The organism is Streptomyces sp. NPDC015532 (genome assembly GCF_043078065.1).
In the GTDB taxonomy this organism is placed as follows: domain Bacteria; phylum Actinomycetota; class Actinomycetes; order Streptomycetales; family Streptomycetaceae; genus Streptomyces.
Window position 1 is genome coordinate 217,209 of the sequence record NZ_JBIBSY010000007.1, and the last position, 19,330, is coordinate 236,538.

19 protein-coding genes and 1 pseudogene are annotated in these 19,330 nt (G+C 70.7%); 19 read left to right on the top strand and 1 reads right to left on the bottom strand.

What is annotated here, in order from left to right; all coding sequences use genetic code 11:
* The first annotated feature begins 42 nt into the window (after window positions 1–42).
* Both ffh and ftsH read left to right on the top strand, forming a co-directional pair.
* On the top strand, window positions 43–1,593 hold the full coding sequence (gene ffh / locus ACF07B_RS22895) for a signal recognition particle protein (protein WP_326785290.1): 1,551 nt from the start codon (window positions 43–45) through the stop codon (window positions 1,591–1,593).
* Window positions 1,594–1,728: 135 nt separating this feature from the next.
* Window positions 1,729–3,666, top strand: a complete 1,938-nt coding sequence (ftsH, locus tag ACF07B_RS22900; protein ID WP_384240778.1) for an ATP-dependent zinc metalloprotease FtsH — start codon at window positions 1,729–1,731, stop codon at window positions 3,664–3,666.
* 21 nt (window positions 3,667–3,687) lie between these two features.
* Here ftsH and ACF07B_RS22905 read toward each other — a convergent pair whose 3' ends face one another.
* Window positions 3,688–4,539, bottom strand: a complete 852-nt coding sequence (locus tag ACF07B_RS22905) for an SAM-dependent methyltransferase (RefSeq protein WP_392180298.1) — start codon at window positions 4,537–4,539, stop codon at window positions 3,688–3,690.
* A 199-nt stretch (window positions 4,540–4,738) separates the two neighbouring features.
* Between ACF07B_RS22905 and proS the strand changes: the two genes are divergently transcribed.
* From proS to whiG, 17 genes and pseudogenes are all read left to right on the top strand, one after another.
* On the top strand, window positions 4,739–6,154 hold the full coding sequence (gene proS / locus ACF07B_RS22910; RefSeq protein ID WP_392180299.1) for a proline--tRNA ligase: 1,416 nt from the start codon (window positions 4,739–4,741) through the stop codon (window positions 6,152–6,154).
* Window positions 6,155–6,405: 251 nt separating this feature from the next.
* The gene (locus tag ACF07B_RS22915) at window positions 6,406–7,002 is read left to right on the top strand and encodes a hypothetical protein (RefSeq protein WP_037625093.1); all 597 of its coding nucleotides are present in this window, start codon (window positions 6,406–6,408) and stop codon (window positions 7,000–7,002) included.
* Window positions 7,003–7,489: 487 nt separating this feature from the next.
* Complete coding sequence (gene rpsP / locus ACF07B_RS22920; RefSeq protein ID WP_326785285.1) at window positions 7,490–7,909, top strand: 30S ribosomal protein S16; 420 nt, start codon at window positions 7,490–7,492, stop codon at window positions 7,907–7,909.
* A gap of 2 nt (window positions 7,910–7,911) precedes the next feature.
* The gene (locus tag ACF07B_RS22925; RefSeq protein ID WP_005479813.1) at window positions 7,912–8,151 is read left to right on the top strand and encodes an RNA-binding protein; all 240 of its coding nucleotides are present in this window, start codon (window positions 7,912–7,914) and stop codon (window positions 8,149–8,151) included.
* A 118-nt stretch (window positions 8,152–8,269) separates the two neighbouring features.
* Window positions 8,270–8,857, top strand: coding sequence for a ribosome maturation factor RimM (gene rimM / locus ACF07B_RS22930; RefSeq protein WP_369484227.1), 588 nt, complete (start codon window positions 8,270–8,272; stop codon window positions 8,855–8,857).
* Window positions 8,857–9,678, top strand: a complete 822-nt coding sequence (gene trmD / locus ACF07B_RS22935) for a tRNA (guanosine(37)-N1)-methyltransferase TrmD (protein WP_392180300.1) — start codon at window positions 8,857–8,859, stop codon at window positions 9,676–9,678. Before rimM ends, trmD begins: the two co-directional genes overlap by 1 nt.
* A gap of 131 nt (window positions 9,679–9,809) precedes the next feature.
* The gene (rplS, locus tag ACF07B_RS22940) at window positions 9,810–10,160 is read left to right on the top strand and encodes a 50S ribosomal protein L19 (RefSeq protein ID WP_369484229.1); all 351 of its coding nucleotides are present in this window, start codon (window positions 9,810–9,812) and stop codon (window positions 10,158–10,160) included.
* A gap of 79 nt (window positions 10,161–10,239) precedes the next feature.
* The gene (gene lepB / locus ACF07B_RS22945) at window positions 10,240–10,956 is read left to right on the top strand and encodes a signal peptidase I (RefSeq protein WP_392180301.1); all 717 of its coding nucleotides are present in this window, start codon (window positions 10,240–10,242) and stop codon (window positions 10,954–10,956) included.
* Window positions 10,949–12,037, top strand: a pseudogene (lepB, locus tag ACF07B_RS22950) (signal peptidase I); the annotation flags it as partial. The gene lepB (ACF07B_RS22945) and the pseudogene lepB (ACF07B_RS22950), both read left to right, overlap by 8 nt.
* Window positions 11,925–12,866 carry a signal peptidase I gene (lepB, locus tag ACF07B_RS22955; RefSeq protein WP_392180302.1) on the top strand — a complete coding sequence of 314 codons (942 nt, stop codon included), beginning with the start codon at window positions 11,925–11,927 and terminating at the stop codon, window positions 12,864–12,866. The pseudogene lepB (ACF07B_RS22950) and the gene lepB (ACF07B_RS22955), both read left to right, overlap by 113 nt.
* A gap of 304 nt (window positions 12,867–13,170) precedes the next feature.
* Window positions 13,171–13,944, top strand: a complete 774-nt coding sequence (gene lepB / locus ACF07B_RS22960; protein WP_384234998.1) for a signal peptidase I — start codon at window positions 13,171–13,173, stop codon at window positions 13,942–13,944.
* Window positions 13,934–14,458: an NUDIX hydrolase gene (locus ACF07B_RS22965; RefSeq protein WP_369484233.1), complete on the top strand. Its 525-nt coding sequence runs from the start codon at window positions 13,934–13,936 to the stop codon at window positions 14,456–14,458. Before lepB (ACF07B_RS22960) ends, ACF07B_RS22965 begins: the two co-directional genes overlap by 11 nt.
* 55 nt (window positions 14,459–14,513) lie before the next feature.
* The gene (locus tag ACF07B_RS22970; RefSeq protein WP_003965949.1) at window positions 14,514–14,822 is read left to right on the top strand and encodes a DUF2469 domain-containing protein; all 309 of its coding nucleotides are present in this window, start codon (window positions 14,514–14,516) and stop codon (window positions 14,820–14,822) included.
* Between the two features lie 188 nt (window positions 14,823–15,010).
* The gene (locus tag ACF07B_RS22975; protein ID WP_392180303.1) at window positions 15,011–15,382 is read left to right on the top strand and encodes a YraN family protein; all 372 of its coding nucleotides are present in this window, start codon (window positions 15,011–15,013) and stop codon (window positions 15,380–15,382) included.
* A complete protein-coding gene (locus ACF07B_RS22980; RefSeq protein ID WP_392180304.1) occupies window positions 15,382–17,007 on the top strand; it encodes a YifB family Mg chelatase-like AAA ATPase in 1,626 nt (541 codons plus the stop codon). The genes ACF07B_RS22975 and ACF07B_RS22980 overlap by 1 nt, the downstream gene beginning before the upstream one ends.
* Window positions 17,004–18,149: a DNA-processing protein DprA gene (dprA, locus tag ACF07B_RS22985; protein ID WP_392180305.1), complete on the top strand. Its 1,146-nt coding sequence runs from the start codon at window positions 17,004–17,006 to the stop codon at window positions 18,147–18,149. Before ACF07B_RS22980 ends, dprA begins: the two co-directional genes overlap by 4 nt.
* 271 nt (window positions 18,150–18,420) lie before the next feature.
* Window positions 18,421–19,263: an RNA polymerase sigma factor WhiG gene (gene whiG, locus ACF07B_RS22990; protein ID WP_326785273.1), complete on the top strand. Its 843-nt coding sequence runs from the start codon at window positions 18,421–18,423 to the stop codon at window positions 19,261–19,263.
* Window positions 19,264–19,330 lie beyond the last annotated feature (67 nt).

Genomic DNA, 19,330 nt, shown 5'->3' on the forward strand with positions numbered 1-19,330 from the left:
GGCAGCCCGAAACCGACCCCGACTCCGAGGACCGAAGCCACCGTGTTCGATACCCTCTCCGACCGCCTCAGCGCGACGTTCAAAAACCTCCGCGGCAAGGGGCGCCTCAGTGAGGCGGACATCGACGCCACGGCCCGCGAGATCCGCATCGCGCTCCTCGAAGCCGATGTCGCCCTCCCGGTCGTCCGCACCTTCATCAAGAACGTCAAGGAGCGGGCCCTCGGCAGCGAGGTCTCCAGGGCGCTGAACCCCGCCCAGCAGGTCCTGAAGATCGTGAACGACGAGCTCGTCACGATCCTCGGCGGTGAGACCCGTCGCCTCCGGTTCGCCAAGAACCCGCCCACCGTGATCATGCTCGCGGGCCTCCAGGGCGCGGGCAAGACCACGCTCGCCGGAAAGCTCGGCAAGTGGCTCAAGGACCAGGGACACTCCCCGATCCTCGTCGCCGCCGACCTCCAGCGCCCGAACGCGGTGAACCAGCTCAGCGTCGTCGCCGAGCGCGCGGGCGTCGCCGTCTACGCCCCCGAGCCGGGCAACGGCGTCGGCGACCCGGTCAAGGTCGCCAAGGACTCCATCGAGTTCGCGAAGGCCAAGGTCCACGACATCGTGATCGTGGACACCGCCGGCCGCCTCGGCATCGACCAGGAGCTGATGCAGCAGGCCGCGGACATCCGCGACGCCGTCAGCCCCGACGAGATCCTCTTCGTCGTCGACTCGATGATCGGCCAGGACGCGGTCAACACCGCCGAGTCCTTCCGCGACGGCGTCGGCTTCGACGGCGTGGTGCTCTCCAAGCTCGACGGTGACGCCCGCGGTGGTGCCGCCCTGTCGATCCGGCAGATCACCGGCAAGCCGATCATGTTCGCCTCGAACGGCGAGAAGCTCGACGACTTCGACGCGTTCCACCCTGACCGGATGGCCTCCCGCATCCTCGACATGGGTGACCTCCTCACCCTGATCGAGCAGGCGGAGAAGACGTTCAGCCAGGAAGAGGCCGAGAAAATGGCCTCCAAGCTGGCGTCCAAGAAGGGCCAGGACTTCACCCTGGACGACTTCCTGGCCCAGATGGAGCAGGTCCGGAAGATGGGCAGCATCAGCAAGCTGCTCGGCATGCTCCCGGGCATGGGCCAGATCAAGGACCAGATCAACAACCTGGACGAGCGGGACGTCGACCGCGTCGGCGCGATCATCAAGTCGATGACCCCGGGTGAGCGCCAGGACCCGACGATCATCAACGGCTCGCGCCGTGCCCGTATCGCCAAGGGTTCCGGCGTCGAGGTCAGCGCGGTCAAGGGCCTGGTCGAGCGCTTCTTCGAGGCCCGCAAGATGATGTCCCGCATGGCCCAGGGCGGCGGGATGCCGGGCATGCCCGGGATGCCGGGCATGGGCGGCGGCCCCGGCCGCGCCAAGAAGAAGCCGAAGCAGGCCAAGGGCAAGCAGCGCTCCGGCAACCCGATGAAGCGCAAGCAGCAGGAGGAAGAGGAGGTGGCCCGCCGCGAGGCGGGCGCCCAGGGCGGCAACGCCTTCGGCCTCCCGCAGCAGGGCGCCCAGGACTTCGAGCTGCCGGACGAGTTCAAGAAGTTCATGGGCTGACGCTCGTGCGCTGACCTTCCGCCCCGTGCCGGAGCCAGGACGTGACGCCCACTGGGGGCGCCCCTCGCCGCGAGGGGCGCCCCCAGTGGCATGATCGCAGGTGCCGGTGTCCGCCATCTGTCGTAACGTCCACTTATGAGCAATCCTGTGCCGCCGCGCAAGGCACCGGACCAGCCGTGGCGTACCGAGGGCACGCCACCCGAGCCGACACCGCCGCCGGGCGGCCGGCGGAAGCTGCCCGGGGGCTGGTGGAGCCTGGCCCTGGCCGCGCTCATCGTGTTCCTGATCGCCAACCTGGTGCTGTCCTTCTACAACAAGGGCAACGAGCCGACGATCTCGTACACGGAGTTCAGCCGGCAGGTCGACGACGGCAACGTCACCAAGATCTACGCCAAGGGCGACGCGATCCAGGGGCAGCTCAAGGACTCGCAGGAGAAGCCCGACGGCGACGGGAAATACACCAAGTTCAAGACCCAGCGCCCGGTCTTCGCGGACGACAAGCTCTGGGACAACCTGCAGAAGCACGACGTCACGGTGACCGCCTCGCCGGTGGTCCAGGAGCGCAGCTTCCTGTTCAACCTGCTGATCTCGCTCGCCCCGATGGTCCTGCTCGTCGTCCTGTGGATCTTCATCGCCCGGCGGATGGGCTCCGGCATGGGCGGCGCGGGCGGCATGCTCGGCCGCAAGACGCCCCCGAAACCGGTCGAGCTCGTGCCCGGCGGCAAACGCACCACGTTCGCGGACGTGGCCGGCATCGACGAGGTGGCCGGCGAGGTCGACGACGTCGTGGACTTCCTCAAGAATCCCGACGCGTACCGCAGGATGGGCGCGAAGATGCCGCGCGGGGTGCTGCTCGCCGGCCCGCCCGGTACCGGAAAGACCCTGCTCGCGCGGGCCGTCGCGGGCGAGGCGGGAGTCCCGTTCTTCTCCGCCTCCGCCTCCGAGTTCATCGAGATGATCGTGGGCGTCGGCGCCTCGCGCGTCCGCGAACTGTTCGCCGAGGCCCGCAAGGTGGCCCCGTCGATCATCTTCATCGACGAGATCGACACCATCGGACGGTCACGGTCGGGCGGCTCCGCCATGGGCGGCCACGACGAGCGCGAGCAGACGCTGAACCAGATCCTCACCGAGATGGACGGCTTCTCCGGCTCGGAGGGCGTCATCGTCATCGCCGCCACCAACCGCGCGGACATCCTGGACCCGGCGCTCACCCGCCCCGGCCGCTTCGACCGGGTCGTCAACGTCTCGCCCCCCGACCGCGGCGGCCGCGAGGCCATCCTGGAGATCCACACCCGCGACATCCCGCTCGCCCCCGGCGTGGACCTGACCCAGGTGGCCCGGACCACCCCGGGCATGACCGGCGCCGACCTGGCCAACCTCGCCAACGAGGCGGCCCTCCTCGCCGTCAAGCGCAAGCAGTCCGAGGTGACCCAGGGTGACCTCTCCGAAGCGCTCGAGAAGGTCCAGCTCGGCGCCGAACGCTCCCTGGTCATGCCCTACGAGGAGCGCCGCCGCACCGCCTACCACGAGAGCGGCCACGCCCTCCTCGGGATGCTGCGGCCCGGCGCCGACCCCGTCCGCAAGATCACCATCGTTCCGCGCGGCCGCGCGCTCGGCGTCACCCTCTCGACGCCGGACGCGGACCGGTACGCGTACACCGAGGACTATCTGCGCGGCCGGATCATCGGCGCCCTCGGCGGCATGGCCGCCGAGCACGTCGTCTACGACGTCATCACCACGGGCTCGGAGAACGACCTGGAACAGGTCACGAACCTCGCCCGCGGCATGGTGGCCCGCTGGGGCATGAGCGAACGCGTCGGCCGGCTGTCCGCGCTGCCGGGCGACGCGCAGCAGGCCTACGGGCTCGCGGCGGCCCCGGGCACCCTCGACTCGATCGACCACGAGATGCGCCGCATCGTCGACGAGTGCTATGAGGAGGCCTGCCGCAAGCTCCGTGAGCACCGGGGACAGCTCGACGCCCTGGCCGAGGCGCTCCTCGCGAACGAGACGCTGGAGGAGGCCGAGGCGTACCGGATCGCCGGAGTGCCCCGGGCGACGCCCAAGGAGGTCTGACCGCCACGCCCCGGGCCGGCCTCAGGCCGTACGGGCGATCAGATACCGGAACACGTTCGGCATCCAGACCGTCCCGTCCCGCCGCAGATGAGGATGCAGCGCCTCGGCCACCTCCTTGTCGACCTGTGCCTGGTCGGTGGCGGCGACCGCGGCGTCGAAGAGCCCCGTCGAGAGCAGCCCGCGTACGGCACTGTCCACATCGGCGTATCCGAACGGGCAGGACACGCGCCCCGAGCCGTCGGGCCGCAGTCCGGCCCGCTGGGCGACGTCCTCCAGGTCGTCCCGGCGAGCGGCACGCCAGCCCGCCGCCCCGCGCAGGGGATCGGCCAGCTTGGTGGCCACCCGCAGTACGGCCGAGGTGCTGCACCGCTCCGGCGGCCCCCACCCGACCAGCACCACGGGCGCTCCCCGGCCGGCGAGCGGTGCCGCCTCCGCGAGCAGCGAAGCGAGCCCCTCGGAGTCGTCGGCCACGCACCCGATCGGCTCGAAGGCGGTCACCAGGCCGTACGCCGGCGCTCCCTCAGCCACCGTGTCCCGCGGGGACCCGGACACGATCCGGATCGCGGCGCCCGGGTCCCGGTCCCGCGGCAGCAGACGTTCCCTTGCGAGGGCCAGCCGTTCGGGCGACGAGGAGTCGACACCCGTGACCGCGGCGCCGCGGGAGGCCGCCATCAGCAGGGCGAGCCCCGATCCGCAGCCGAGTCCGAGCAGCCGTGTCCCGCCGCCCACTTCGAGCCGCTCGTAGACGGCCTCGTAGAGCGGTACCAGCATCCGCTCCTGGATCTCGGCCCAGTCACGCGCGCGTGCACCCCGGTCCGCGCGGGGCGACGGGCCCGCATGAGGAAGGTGCTGCCGCACGAGCGTAGGTGTCATCGAAAATGCCCCAATCCGCCGAGAGTTACCGCCGGGCCCCCTTTCTCCGCCCCCGCGTGCGAGGCCCGCACTCCCCCCGTATGTCAGGTAACTCCGCCCTCGACGTGCCGTCCAGGGGTCGCGGGGGCCCGTTTGTGCCCCGGCCGCGAAAGGCGCAAGAATTCACATACCGGCAACGTGGGCCCGTAACATCACCCGCATGGCAAAGGCACCCGTTCTCACGCCCCGGGCGGACGATTTCCCGCGCTGGTACCAGGACTTGATCAACAAGGCCGAGCTCGCCGACAACGGACCGGTGCGCGGCACCATGGTCATCCGGCCCTACGGGTACGGGCTGTGGGAGCGGATGCAGCAGGAGATGGACGCCCGTATCAAGGAGGCGGGGGCCCAGAACGCGTACTTCCCGCTGTTCATCCCGCAGTCGTACCTGACCCGGGAGGCGGAGCACGTCGAGGGCTTCGCGCCCGAGCTCGCGGTCGTCACGCACGGCGGCGGCAAGGAGCTGGAGGAGCCGGTCGTCGTCCGCCCCACCTCCGAGACGATCGTCAACGAGTCCTTCTCCAAGTGGGTGCAGAGCTACCGCGATCTGCCGCTGCTGATCAACCAGTGGGCCAACGTGGTCCGTTGGGAGATGCGGCCGCGGGTGTTCCTGCGAACGACCGAATTTCTCTGGCAGGAGGGCCACACCGCGCACGCCACCTACGAGGACGCGCGGGACTACGCCGCGCACATCCACAAGGAGGTGTACGCCGACTTCATGGTGAACGTCCTCGGCATCGATGTCGTCCTCGGCCGGAAGACGGCGGGCGAGCGGTTCGCCGGGGCCATCAACACCCTCACGCTCGAAGGCATGATGGGCGACGGCAAGGCGCTCCAGATGGGCACCAGTCACGAGCTGGGCCAGAACTTCGCGAAGGCGTTCGACACCCGGTACCTGTCCAGGGACGGCAAGCAGGAGCTCGTCTGGCAGACCTCCTGGGGGTCCTCGACCCGGATGGTGGGTGGCCTGATCATGTCGCACGGCGATGACAGCGGGTTGCGGGTGCCGCCCCGGCTCGCCCCTGTACAGGTGGTCGTCCTCGCGATCAAGGGGGACGAGGCGGTTCTGGCCAAGGTCCGCGAGATCGGCGACCGGCTGAAGGCGGCGGGTGCACGGGTTCAGGTCGACGACCGTACGGACACCCCCTTCGGGCGCCGCGCGGTCGACTGGGAACTGAAGGGGGTCCCCGTACGCGTCGAGATCGGCCCCCGTGACCTGGAGAACGGCACGGCGATGCTGGTCCGCCGCATCCCCGGAGGCAAGGAGCCCGTGGCCCTCGACGCGCTGGTGGCCCTGCTTCCCGGCATCCTCGAAGAGGACCAGGCGCTGCTCCTGAGCCAGTCGCGCGAGCACCGCGAGTCCCGTACCTCGGACGTGTCGACGATCGACGCGGCGGTGGAGGCCGCCGTGGCGGGCGGCTGGGCGCGCATTCCCTGGGCCGACCTCGGTGAAGACGGCGAGGCCAGGCTCGCCGAGCACGCGGTGACCGTACGGTGTCTGGTCGCCGAGGACGGGTCGGTGCCCGGCGCCGACGACGCACCCGGTAACGTCGCCGTCGTCGCCCGCGCCTACTGAGCGAGGCAGCAGGGCGGCCGAAACACCTCTTGCGCATCCGCCGGCCCCAGGTGCCTCGGCGTGCGGATGTCGTCTACGCGCCGGGGCGTACGTGCGCCTACGTACCGGCTTGGTATGAGCTGTGACGCTTATCCGCAGATCAGCGCACCCGCCCTCGTCGGGACGCATCAGTAACAACTGACGGGTACGTGCAAATTATTTGGGATGCCCCGTAATAGGAACACGGAGGCACTCCCGCTCGTTCTCATTACGTGAGCACGACACCACCTGTTCTCGCCGCAGAGCTGGCAGGGGCGTGGGCCGACATTCAGCGGCACCACCCCGAACTGCCGGATCTAGCCGCGCCAGAGTCCCTGATCGGGGAGTCGTCGTCCGCCTGCGGACACGAACTCTCCTTCGAGCGACTGCTTCACGAAGCAGTCCACGGCATCGCCGCCGCCCGTGGAGTCCGCGACACCTCGCGCGCCGGCCGCTATCACAACCGCAGATTCCTGGCGATCGCCGAGGAACTGGGCCTCGACCATCCCGAGGAGCCGCATCCCAGCAGTGGCTTCTCGCTGGTCACGCTCAATCCCGAGGCGAAGCGCCGCTACCGCCCGACCATCGAGCGGCTCCAGCGGGCGCTGAAGGCCCACACGGCCGCCACGTCCGCCGACACCGCCCGCTCGTTCCGCGGTCCGGCCGCCCGCCACGGCTCCTCCGGAGGAGGTGTCCGCGTCAAGGCCGTCTGTGACTGCGGGCGCAACGTGCGCGTGGTCCCGTCCGTCCTCGCGCAGGCACCGATCGTCTGCGGAGGGTGCGGCAAACCCTTCCGGATTCCGGAGGTGGTCGGGGCAGCAGCAGGCTGAGGCGCGTGCTCCACCGGCGTCTCGTGGGTGCCGGACGAGTCAGCGCGGCCCGTGGGCAGTCGTGCCTCCCCCACTGCTCTGGAGTACGTGGGGGAATTCAGGAGGAACGAGTGCGCGCGGGCGACCTCTCTGAGACGTCCCCGTCCCCGGCGGCCGGTCCACGCCGCCCCCGCCTGACGGGCACCCGGAACGCCGGGTGCCCGTCAGGCGGGGGCCCGCTCAGCCATGTCCTCGCCCAGGCCGGGACTCGCTCGGGCAGGACCCCCTCGGGCCGGTCTCGCCGAGGCGCGGTCTCGCTCAGGCGTGGCCTCGCCCACCCTCGGTCGGGGCGGAGCGCGGGATGTGGCAGAATGGCTAGCTGTACTCGACAGCCGCATAGGACCCCTCTCTCCTCCGGCTGACGCGTCCATCGGGCACTCGGGTACCGCAACCCCACGCGGCCATCTCTGCGTGCCCAACCCCGTCAAGACCAGGAGACACCACTTCCGTGGCAGTCAAGATCAAGCTGAAGCGTCTGGGCAAGATCCGTTCGCCTCACTACCGCATCGTCGTCGCCGACTCCCGTACCCGCCGTGATGGCCGGGCCATCGAGGAGATCGGTCTGTACCACCCGGTGCAGAACCCTTCGCGCATCGAGGTCGACTCGGACCGCGCGCAGTACTGGCTGGGTGTCGGCGCGCAGCCGACCGAGCCCGTGCTCGCCATCCTGAAGCTGACCGGTGACTGGCAGAAGTTCAAGGGCCTGCCGGCCCCGGCTCCGCTGCTCGTCGCCGAGCCGAAGGCCGCGCGCCCGCTGTTCGACGCCCTCGGTGGCGAGGACACGGGCAAGGGTGAGGCCATCACCCAGAAGAAGAAGGCTGAGAAGAAGGACGAGGCCCCGGCCGAGTCCGAGTCGACCGAGGCCTGAGCATGCTCGAGGAGGCTCTCGAGCACCTCGTGAAGGGCATCGTCGACAACCCCGACGACGTGCAGGTCGCCTCGCGCGACCTGCGCCGCGGGCGCGTACTCGAGGTTCGGGTCCATCCCGACGACCTCGGCAAGGTGATCGGCCGCAACGGCCGCACCGCGCGCGCTCTGCGCACCGTCGTGGGTGCTATCGGCGGCCGCGGTGTCCGCGTCGACCTCGTCGACGTGGACCACGTCCGCTGACGTAACAGGCAGCACCGGCTCGGGCCGGGGAGGGCTTACGAGCCGTCCCCGGCCCGCAGTCGTCTGCGCACCCGTATCCGAAGCATTGCCGTCGGTACACGACAGGAGATCAAGCACAGTGCAGCTGGTAGTCGCTCGCGTCGGCCGCGCCCACGGCATCAAGGGCGAGGTCACCGTGGAGGTCCGCACCGACGAGCCCGAACTGCGGCTCGGACCCGGTGCCGTCCTGCTCACCGATCCGGCCTCCGCCGGACCGCTGACCATCGAGACGGGCCGCGTCCACAGCGGCCGTCTTCTGCTGCGCTTCGCCGGCGTACGCGACCGGAACGGCGCCGAGGCCCTGCGGAACACCCTGCTGATCGCCGAGGTCGATCCGGACGAGACTCCGGAGGACCCGGAGGAGTACTACGACCACCAGCTGATGGACCTGGACGTGTTCACCACGGACGGCTCCGCGGTCGGCCGGATCACCGAGATCTCGCACCTGCCCTCGCAGGACCTGTTCGTGGTCGAGCGGGAGGACGGCACCGAGGTGCTGATCCCGTTCGTCGAGGAGATCGTCGTCGAGATCGACCTGGAGGAGCAGCGGGCCGTCATCGACCCGCCGCCGGGGCTGATCGACGACCTCGCGGAGGTCGTGTCCACCCGGGACGCGGAGGACGGCTCCGACGAGGCCGGCGAGGACGCCACCGAGGCCGGCGCCTGATGCGGCTCGACGTCGTCACGATCTTCCCCGAGTACCTGGAGCCCCTGAACGTCTCGCTCGTCGGCAAGGCCCGCGCGCGTGGCCGGCTGAACGTGCACGTGCACGACCTCCGGGACTGGACGTACGACCGGCACAACACGGTCGACGACACCCCCTACGGCGGCGGCCCCGGCATGGTCATGAAGACCGAGCCCTGGGGCGAAGCCCTGGACTCCGCCCTCGCCGACGGCTACGAGACGGGCTCCCACGGGCCTGTCCTGGTGGTGCCCACCCCCAGCGGACGTCCGTTCACCCAGGAACTCGCCGTCGAGCTCTCCGAGCGCCCCTGGCTGGTCTTCGCGCCCGCGCGCTACGAGGGCATCGACCGCCGTGTCATCGACGAGTACGCGACGAGGATGCCCGTCTACGAGGTGTCCATCGGCGACTACGTGCTCGCCGGCGGCGAGGCGGCCGTCCTCGTCGTCACCGAGGCCGTGGCCCGGCTGCTGCCGGGTGTCCTCGGCAACGCCGAGTCCCACCGGGACGACTCCTTCGCCCCCGGCGCCATGGCCAACCTCCTTGAGGGCCCGGTGTACACCAAGCCCCCGCTGTGGCGCGGCCGTGAGATCCCCGACGTGCTGGTCAGCGGCCACCATGGGAAGATCGCCCGCTGGCGCCGCGACGAGGCCCTGCGCCGTACGGCGGCGTACCGCCCCGACCTCATCGAGCGCTGCGAGGCCTCCGCCTTCGACAAGAAGGACCGCGAGATGCTCTCGATCCTGGGCTGGCGACCGGCTCCCGACGGCCGATTTTGGCGCAGGCCCGAGACCGTGGAAGAATAGGCCGCTGCTCTCCGTCGTCCGGCGTGCGCCCCTGCCACAGGGGGACACGACGCCCGTCCCGACGAGACGGCATCATCTTCGAACCTCTCTCCCGTTGATGACCTGTGGCATCAGCGAAGAAAGCAGACAAAATGTCCCACCTGCTCGACTCCGTCGACGGCGCCTCGCTGCGCACCGACATCCCGGCCTTCCGCCCGGGTGACACCGTCAACGTCCACGTTCGCGTCATCGAGGGCAACCGCTCCCGTGTGCAGCAGTTCAAGGGCGTAGTCATCCGCCGCCAGGGCGCCGGCGTCCGCGAGACCTTCTCGGTCCGCAAGGTCTCGTTCTCCGTCGGCGTCGAGCGCACCTTCCCGGTGCACACCCCGATCGTCGAGAAGATCGAGCTCGTGACCCGCGGTGACGTCCGTCGCGCGAAGCTGTACTACCTCCGTGAGCTCCGCGGCAAGGCCGCGAAGATCAAGGAGAAGCGCGACAAGTAAGCTCGTCCGCCGCGGTGACCCGTCGGCGATCGGGCCGGTAAGAAAGTGTCTCAGGGAGGCCGGATAGCATCTGGCCCCGATGGACACCGAAGCACAGCCTGTGGAGCGCGACCGCTCCTCCCGCCCTTCCGCTTCCGAGGAGATCTCGGACACAGCGGGGCCGGAGGAGCGGTCGCGTTCTGCGTTCTCCGACAAGATCGCGGAGTGGCTTCCCGGAGGCCGGATCACCCTGACCGTGCTGATCTGTCTGGTGTTTCCGCTGCTCGTCAGCCGCTTCGTGTTGCAGCCGTTCGAAATTCCCAGCGGCTCCATGGAGTCCGGATTGAGGATCGGGGACCGCGTTCTCGTAAACAAGTTGGCGTACCGTTTCGGTTCCGAGCCGCAGCGGGGCGATGTCGTCGTCTTCGACGGCACCGGTTATTTCGGGAACGCGGACTACGTCAAACGCGTCGTCGGGGTAGGGGGAGACCACGTGGTCTGCTGCGACAAGGAGGGGAGACTCGAAGTGAACGGCCGAGCGGTCGACGAGTCGACATTTCTCTATCGGGGTGACAGCCCGTCCGAGGTGCCCTTCGACATCGTCGTGCCCGAGCGGTCCCTGTTCCTCCTGGGCGATCACCGCAGCCGCTCCCGCGACTCCCGTGATCATCTGGGCTCGCCCGGCGGTGGCATGCTCCCCGTCGGCGATGTCATCGGCAGGGCCGACTGGATCGCCTGGCCCGTGGGCCACTGGACCCGTCTGACGCGTCCCGACGCCTACGCGGGTGTGCCGGCCGCCGGGGGTGCGCATGGGTAACCGTGGACGGGCACGCGGGGTCTCCGCCGACGCCGCCGACAACCTGCTCCCCACCGGATCCCGGCGCGCGGCCGGAGGCGCCGCCCGGCCCAGCCGGGTCGAGCGTCGCAAACTCGCGCGCAAGATCAAGCGGCGCAGGCGCCGCTCGGCGGTCAAGGAGGTACCCCTCCTCGTCGGCGTCGCTGTCCTGATAGCCCTGGTCCTCAAGACGTTCCTCGTCCAGGCCTTCGTGATCCCGTCGGGCTCCATGGAGAACACGATCCAGATCGGTGACCGCGTCCTGGTGGACAAGTTCACCCCGTGGTTCGGCTCCGAGCCCAAGCGCGGTGACGTCGTCGTCTTCAAGGACCCCGGAGGCTGGCTCACCGCCGAGGACACCCAGAAGAAGAGCGACCCCGTCGTCGTCAAGCAGTTCAAGGAGGGCCTGACCTTCATCGGACTGCTGCCCTCCGACAACGAGAAGGACCTGATCAAGCGGGTCGTCGGGCTCGGCGGGGACACCGTCAAGTGCTGCGACGCACAGGGCCGGGTGACCGTGAACGGCACCCCTCTGACCGAGCCGTACATCTACGCCGGAGACAAACCGTCGGACTTCTCCTTCGAGGTGAAGGTGCCGGCGGGCCGTCTGTTCGTGCTCGGTGACCACCGGGGCAACTCGGCGGACTCCCGTTACCACCGCACCGACAAGTTCTCCGGCACCGTCTCCGAGGACTCGGTCGTGGGCCGGGCGATGGTCATCGGATGGCCCATCGGACACTGGACCCGTCTCCAGGAGCCGAACACGTTCTCGACGGTGGCCGACGCGCCTGGAGGGTCGGCTTCCGCTCCAGCTCTGTCGCATAGGGTGGCCTCTGCGGATCCAGACGGATTGATCCCGCTCCCGAGCCCTGCGGAACTCCCGCTCGTTATGGGAGTGGTGGGCCTGCGCCGAATACGGCGCCGGCGGCGGCACGGAGTGAGGAGTGGATGTGGGGGATGTGGCGGTCGGCGCGCGTTCTGGGCACGAAGGTCCCGAAGGGCAGCCGGAGCGGCCCGAGGATGCGGCTGCCCCGGCCGTAGAACCCGGTTCGGGTTCCGGGAGCGGCTCCGAGGACGGGGACGCCCCGACAGGGCGTCCCGAACGGGACCCCAAGTCCACCAAGCAGCGCTCCTTCTGGAAGGAGCTGCCGATCCTGATCGGCATCGCTCTGGTCCTCGCGCTGATCATCAAGACGTTCCTGGTGCAGGCGTTCTCGATTCCCTCGGACTCGATGCAGAACACCCTCCAGCAGGGTGACCGCGTCCTGGTCGACAAACTGACCCCGTGGTTCGGCTCCGAGCCGGAGCGCGGCGAGGTCGTCGTCTTCCACGACCCGGACAACTGGCTGGCGGGCGAGCCCACGGCCGACCCGAACGCCCTGCAGACGGTCCTCAGCTGGATCGGCCTGATGCCGTCCGCCGAGGAGAAGGACCTCATCAAGCGGGTCATCGGCGTCGCCGGTGACACGGTCGAGTGCAAGAACACGGGCCCGCTGAAGGTCAACGGCAAGGCGCTGAACGAGTCGTCGTACGTGTACGCGGGGAACACCCCGTGCAGCCAGGACGAGGACGGCGGTCAGTTCAAGGTCAAGGTCCCCAAGGGCATGATCTGGGTGATGGGCGACCACCGCCAGAACTCCCGGGACTCGCGCTACAACCAGGCGGACAAGCACCACGGCATGGTGCCGGTGAACGACGTCGTCGGCCGTGCCATCGTCAAGGCCTGGCCCATCAACCGGTGGGGCACCCTCCCGGTCCCGGACACCTTCGACCAGCCCGGCCTGAGCAACCAGGCGGCCGCGGCGTTCACCTCGCCGGGGTCGGTGGCCCTGCTGGGCGCGGTGCCGCTCGTGCTGGTGCGCCGCAGGCGCAAGGCGTCCAAGGACGACTGAACCGCCGCACGGCCTTCGGGGCGGGGGGGGGGGGGGGCCCGCCGGGGGGGGGGGGGCCCCCCCCCCAGGGAGGGGGGGGGGGGGGGGGGCCGCGCCGGGGCGGGGGGGGGGGGGGGGGGGGGGGCCCGCGCCCCCCCCCCCCCCCCCCCCCCCCCCCCCCCCCGCGGGGGGGGGGGGGCCCCCCCCCCCCCCCCGCGCCCCCCCCCCCCCCCGCTCGTTTCCCCGGACGGATCAGGTCCGCTCCGACGATCGTGATCCAGTGGGGGCTGACCCCGGACCGTACCCCCGGGTAAGGTGCGGGGCCATGGGTGGCGAGAGCGCAACACGTACGGCCCCGCACGGCGGCGGCACGGGCAAGGCCCCGGTGGGCAGCAGAACGGGACAGCGGTTGTCCGGGCTGGCCGTCGCGCTGGGCCTGGTGCTGTTCCTCGGCGGATTCGCCTGGGCGGCGGTGCTCTACCGGCCGTACACCGTTCCCACGAGTTCGATGGCACCGACGATCAAGATCGGTGACCGGGTGCTGGCGCAGCGCGTCGACGGGAGCGAGGTCCGCCGCGGTGACGTCGTCGTCTTCGACGACAAGACCTGGGTCACGGGCTCGTCCGTGGTCAAGCGCGTGGTCGCCGTCGGCGGCGACACCGTCGCCTGCTGCACCGACGGCAAGCTGACCGTCAACGGCAAGAAGATCGACGAACCGTATCTGCCCGAGGGAAGCCTCGCCGAGCTCACGGGCTTCCCGACGGTGAAGGTTCCCAAGGGACGGCTGTTCCTGCTGGGCGACGAGCGGCGCGGTTCGCTGGACTCCACCGCGCACCTCACGGACGCGGCCGGCGGCACCGTGGCGCGCGGTGCCGTGAAGGCCCGGGTCGAAGCCGTCGCCTGGCCGATGAACGGCATGCTCGCCCGCCCCGACGGCTTCAAGGAGCTCGGCGCTCTGTCGCGGCCCGGACCGCTCCCCACGATGATCGCCCTGGTGATCGCCGGCGCCGTCCTCGTCCTGGGTGGCGCGGCGTACGGGCCGGTCGCCAAGCTGGCCGGCCGTTCCCGCACACGCACGGAGTCCCCCGGTGCCCGCTGAGGCGGCCGGCTCGGACGAGGTCCCCGGCCGGGACGGGCTGCGCAAGGTCGCCCGGGTCGTGCTGCTCGACCCGCGGGACCGCGTCCTGCTGCTGCACGGCCACGAGCCGGACGATCCCTCCGACAACTGGTGGTTCACGCCCGGCGGCGGAGTGGAGGGCGACGAGACCCGGGAGCAGGCGGCCCTGCGGGAACTCGTGGAGGAGACCGGGATCACGGAGGTCGAACTGGGCCCCGTGCTGTGGCGGCGCACCTGCTCGTTCCCGTTCGCGGGGCGGCGCTGGGACCAGGACGAGTGGTACTTCCTGGCCCGTACGACCCAGACCGCCACGGAGGCCACGGCCCTGACGGAGCTGGAGCGGCGCAGCGTCGCCGGAGCGCGTTGGTGGACGTGCCGGGAACTGACCGAGGCACATGAGACGGTGTATCCGACCAAGCTCGCCGAGCTGCTGCGCAGGGTGCTCGACGAGGGGCCCCCGGCCACGCCCGAGGTCCTCGACACGGAAATCGTCTAGGGGCTCTCGGGGCTGGCGCACAATAGGGGAACGCACGGCTGAAGGGGAACATGCCATGAGCGCCGAGGACCTCGAGAAGTACGAGACCGAGATGGAGCTGAAGCTCTATCGCGAGTACCGCGATGTCGTCGGTCTGTTCAAATATGTGATCGAGACCGAGCGGCGCTTCTATCTCACCAACGACTACGAGATGCAGGTGCACTCGGTCCAGGGTGAGGTGTTTTTCGAGGTGTCCATGGCGGATGCCTGGGTGTGGGACATGTACCGGCCCGCCCGCTTCGTGAAACAGGTGCGCGTCCTGACTTTCAAGGACGTGAACATCGAGGAGCTGAACAAGAGCGATCTGGAGCTGCCGGGCGGCTGAGATCGGGTGACTGAGGTCCGGCGGCCGAGGTTGGGCCGGCCGGACCCGGGCCCACCCGCAGAGGGCGGGCGGCGATCACGCTGGTGACCCGTACGGGTGACGGGGTTCTCCACAGTCGCCCGCTCGTCCACCAAGATCCAACAGCTGGGTGACAAGGCCTCAGTGTCGGTGCCGGAGGTGGTGCCGACATGAAGACACCCGAGGCACGCAACGCACTGGGCGCCTACGGCGAGGAACTGGCCGCACGGCGGCTGACCGGGGCCGGCATGACGGTCCTGGCACGCAACTGGCGCGGCGGCAGGACCGGCGAGATCGACATCGTGGCCCGGGACGGCGACGCGCTGGTCGTCTGCGAGGTCAAGACCCGCGGGGCGGGCTCGTTCCAGCATCCCATGGAGGCCGTCACACCGGCCAAGGCCCGCCGGCTGCGGGGCCTGGCCGAACGCTGGCTCCAGGAACACGGTGGAGCGCCGCCGGGCGGCGTCCGCATCGACCTGGTCGGCGTCCTGATCCCCGAACGCGGCGCGCCCGTGATCGAGCACGCGCGGGGGGTGGCCTGATGGGATTCGCGCGTACGTGTTCGGTGGCCCTGGTGGGCGTGGAGGGCGTCGTCGTCGAGGTCCAGGCCGACCTGGAGCCGGGCATCGCCGCCTTCACGCTGGTCGGGCTCCCCGACAAGAGTCTGACGGAGAGCCGGGACCGGGTCAGGGCGGCGGTGGTCAACTCCGGCGCGTCCTGGCCGCAGAAGAAACTGACGGTGGGGCTGAGCCCGGCCTCGGTGCCCAAGGGCGGTTCCGGCTTCGACCTCGCCGTGGCCTCGGCGGTGCTGGGCGCCGCCGAGCGGATCGATCCCCGCGTGCTCGCCGACATCGTGATGATCGGGGAACTGGGGCTCGACGGCCGGGTGCGGCCGGTCCGCGGCATCCTGCCGGCCGTCCTCGCCGCCGCGGAGGCCGGTTACGAACAGGTGGTGGTGCCGGAGTGCGCGGCGGCCGAGGCCTCCCTCGTGCCGGGAGTCTCGGTGCTCGGGGTCCGCAGCCTGCGTCAGCTGATCGCGGTCCTGGCGGACGAACCGGTGCCCGAGGAGGACCCGGACGAGCGGGGCCGCCCGGACCCGCTGACGGCCGGCCTGCGCCTGCCCGGCACGGGCGAGGCCACCGGCCTGTGCGGCATCGCCGTGCCGGAACACGACCGGGGCCACGACCTCGGCGACGTCGTCGGCCAGCTCTCGGCACGCACCGCGATGGAGGTGGCGGCGGCCGGCGGCCACCATGTCTTCCTCCAGGGGCCGCCCGGCGCGGGCAAGACGATGCTGGCCGAGCGGATGCCGCTGATCATGCCGCGCCTCACCCGGCAGGAATCCCTGGAGGTGACGGCGATCCACTCCGTCGCGGGCCTGCTGCCGCCCGGCAAACCGATGGTGGACGTCGCGCCGTACTGCGCACCCCACCATTCCGCGACCATGCAGTCGCTCGTCGGCGGCGGCAAGGGGCTCGCACGGCCCGGAGCGGTGTCCCTGTCGCATCGAGGCGTGCTCTTTCTGGACGAGGCACCAGAGTTCAGCGGCTTCGCGCTGGACGCCCTGCGCCAGCCGCTGGAGGCGGGACACGTGGTGATCGCACGCAGCGCCGGTGTCGTGAGGTTCCCCGCGAAGTTCCTGATGGTGCTCGCCGCCAACCCCTGCCCCTGCGGGCGCTTCAGCACGACGAACGACTTCTGCGAGTGTCCGCCCTCCGTCATCCGCCGCTATCAGGCGAGGCTCTCCGGGCCGCTGCTCGACCGGGTCGATCTGCGGGTGGACGTCGAACCGGTCACCCGGGCCGAACTCACCGCGCGCGGCGCACGGGGCGAGTCCACGAAGACGGTCGCCGACCGGGTCCTCGCCGGCCGTGAACGGGCCGCCGAGCGCCTGAAGGGGACTCCCTGGCGCACCAACAGCGAGGTTCCGGGACGCGAGCTGCGCGGACGTTGGCAGGCGCTGGCGGGAGCGATGGACGAGGCCGAGCGGGGCCTGGAGCGCGGGCTGCTGACGGCCCGTGGCCTGGACCGGGTGCTCCGGGTCGCCTGGACGGTCGCGGACCTGTCCGGACACGACCGGCCCGACGCCGGGGACGTCGCCCTGGCCCTCCAGCTGCGTACCGGCATCCCGCGCGGCGTACCGATGACGATCGGCTCGCCGGCATGACAGCCGCCGAACGCGAGGCCCGCGTCACGCTGTCCCGGGTCGTCGAACCGGGTGACGAGGTCTGCGGGCGCTGGATCCGGGAGGTCGGGGCCCCGGAAGCGGTCCGGTGGCTGCACCGCGACGGCGGACAGCCACGGGGGATGACCGACAGAAGGTGGGCCGGGCTGCGGGCCAGGGCCGCGCGGGCCGCCCCGGACCGCGACCTCGCCCTCGCCCGGGACGCCGGGGTGCGATTCGTCTGTCCCGGTGAATCCGAATGGCCCGCACAGCTCGACGACCTGGGGGACGCCCGGCCCGTCGGACTGTGGGTGCGCGGGTCGGCCGGCCTGCGGTTGTGGGCCCTGAGATCGGTGGCCGTCGTCGGCGCCCGTGCCTGTACGGAGTACGGCGCGCACATGGCCGCCACCCTCGGCGCCGGTCTCGCGGAGCGGGGCTGGGTGGTGGTGTCAGGCGGCGCCTACGGCATCGACGGCGCCGCGCACCGGGGCGCCCTCGGGGCGGGCGGGGCCACCGTCGCGGTGCTTGCCTGCGGCGTCGACCGGCCCTATCCGCGCGGACACACCCAGCTGATCACCAGAATCGCGGAACAGGGTCTCGTCTTGGGGGAGTTGCCGCCGGGCGAGCATCCGACGCAGAGCAGATTCATCCTGCGCAACCGGGTCATCGCGGCGCTCACCCGGGGAACCGTGGTCGTCGAGGCGGCGTACCGCAGCGGGGCGCTCGTCACCGCCCGCGCCGCACAGCGGCTGGGCCGGTTCACGATGGGCGTGCCGGGCCCCGTCACCAGCGCGCTGTCGGCCGGGGTGCACGAACTGCTGCGCGGGGAGGCCGTCCTGGTGTCCGACGCCGCGGAGGTCGCCGAACTGGTGGGCGACATGGGGGAGCTGGCTCCGGACCGGCGAGGCCCCGTGCTGCCGCGCGATCTGCTGCCCCCGGACGCGGTGCGTGTCCTGGCCGCTCTGCCGGCGCGGGATCCGGCCGGGACCGAGGAGGTCGCCCGGCGGGCGGCGACCAGTACGGACGACGCGGTCGGGAGACTGTACGAACTCCGAGCACTTGGATTCGTCGAACGACACGGCGACGGCTGGAAGTTGACACGCCAGGCGACGGCCTCCGTGGGAGGTGATCGGCAGGGATGCTGACCGAGCGTGTTCGGCCGTCCGGGGGAATGCCGACACGCCTGGGAATTCGCGCAGTTGGCGGCCCCTGACGGTCACGCAGGGCGACCGCCATGCCTCCGGAGGGCGTCCCGGGGAAAGGTTTCGCGTGCGGGTGACAGCCCGCTCTTCGCGCACTGCGACAGCTCAGTCACGCTACGCTCACAAGAATCCGAAGCAGGCACGCGATCTCGGCACGGCGCCGACAGGACACCCACGTCATCCCAGTTCACGGCAGAACGGCACAAGGCGACGAATGCCCCAGCACACCTCCGGGTCCGACCGGACGGCGATCCCGCCAGCCGCCCGCGACGGCGGCAGCGTGCGCCCGCCCGCGCCCTCGACACTCGACGAGCTGTGGCGGTCGTACAAGTCGACCGGTGACGAGCGGCTGCGGGAACAGCTGATCCTTCACTACTCGCCGCTGGTGAAGTACGTCGCCGGCCGGGTCAGCGTGGGTCTGCCGGCCAATGTCGAGCAGGCCGACTTCGTCTCGTCGGGGGTGTTCGGGCTGATCGACGCGATCGAGAAGTTCGACATCGAACGGGAGATCAAGTTCGAGACGTACGCGATCACCCGCATCCGCGGGGCGATGATCGACGAACTGCGGGCGCTGGACTGGATCCCGCGGTCGGTGCGTCAGAAGGCGCGCAATGTGGAGCGCGCCTACGCGACGCTGGAGGCGCGGCTGCGGCGCACCCCCTCGGAGGGCGAGGTCGCCGCCGAGATGGGCATCGGTGTGGAAGAACTCCACGCGGTGTTCAGCCAGTTGTCGCTGGCCAACGTGGTCGCTCTGGAGGAGCTGCTGCATGCCGGCGGCGAGGGCGGCGACCGGCTGAGCCTGATGGACACCCTGGAGGACACCGCCGCCGACAACCCGGTCGAGGTGGCCGAGGACCGGGAGCTGCGGAGGCTGCTGGCGCGGGCGATCAACACGCTGCCCGACCGGGAGAAGACCGTGGTCACGCTGTACTACTACGAAGGACTCACGCTCGCGGAGATCGGCAACGTGCTCGGGGTGACCGAGAGCCGGGTGAGCCAGATCCACACCAAGTCGGTGCTTCAGCTGCGCGCCAAGCTGGCCAGTTTCGGACGCTGAACCGGGGCCGGCCGTGACGCCGACGGTGCCGCCGTGCCGTCCTGGCGGCGGGCCCGCCGCGACGGAC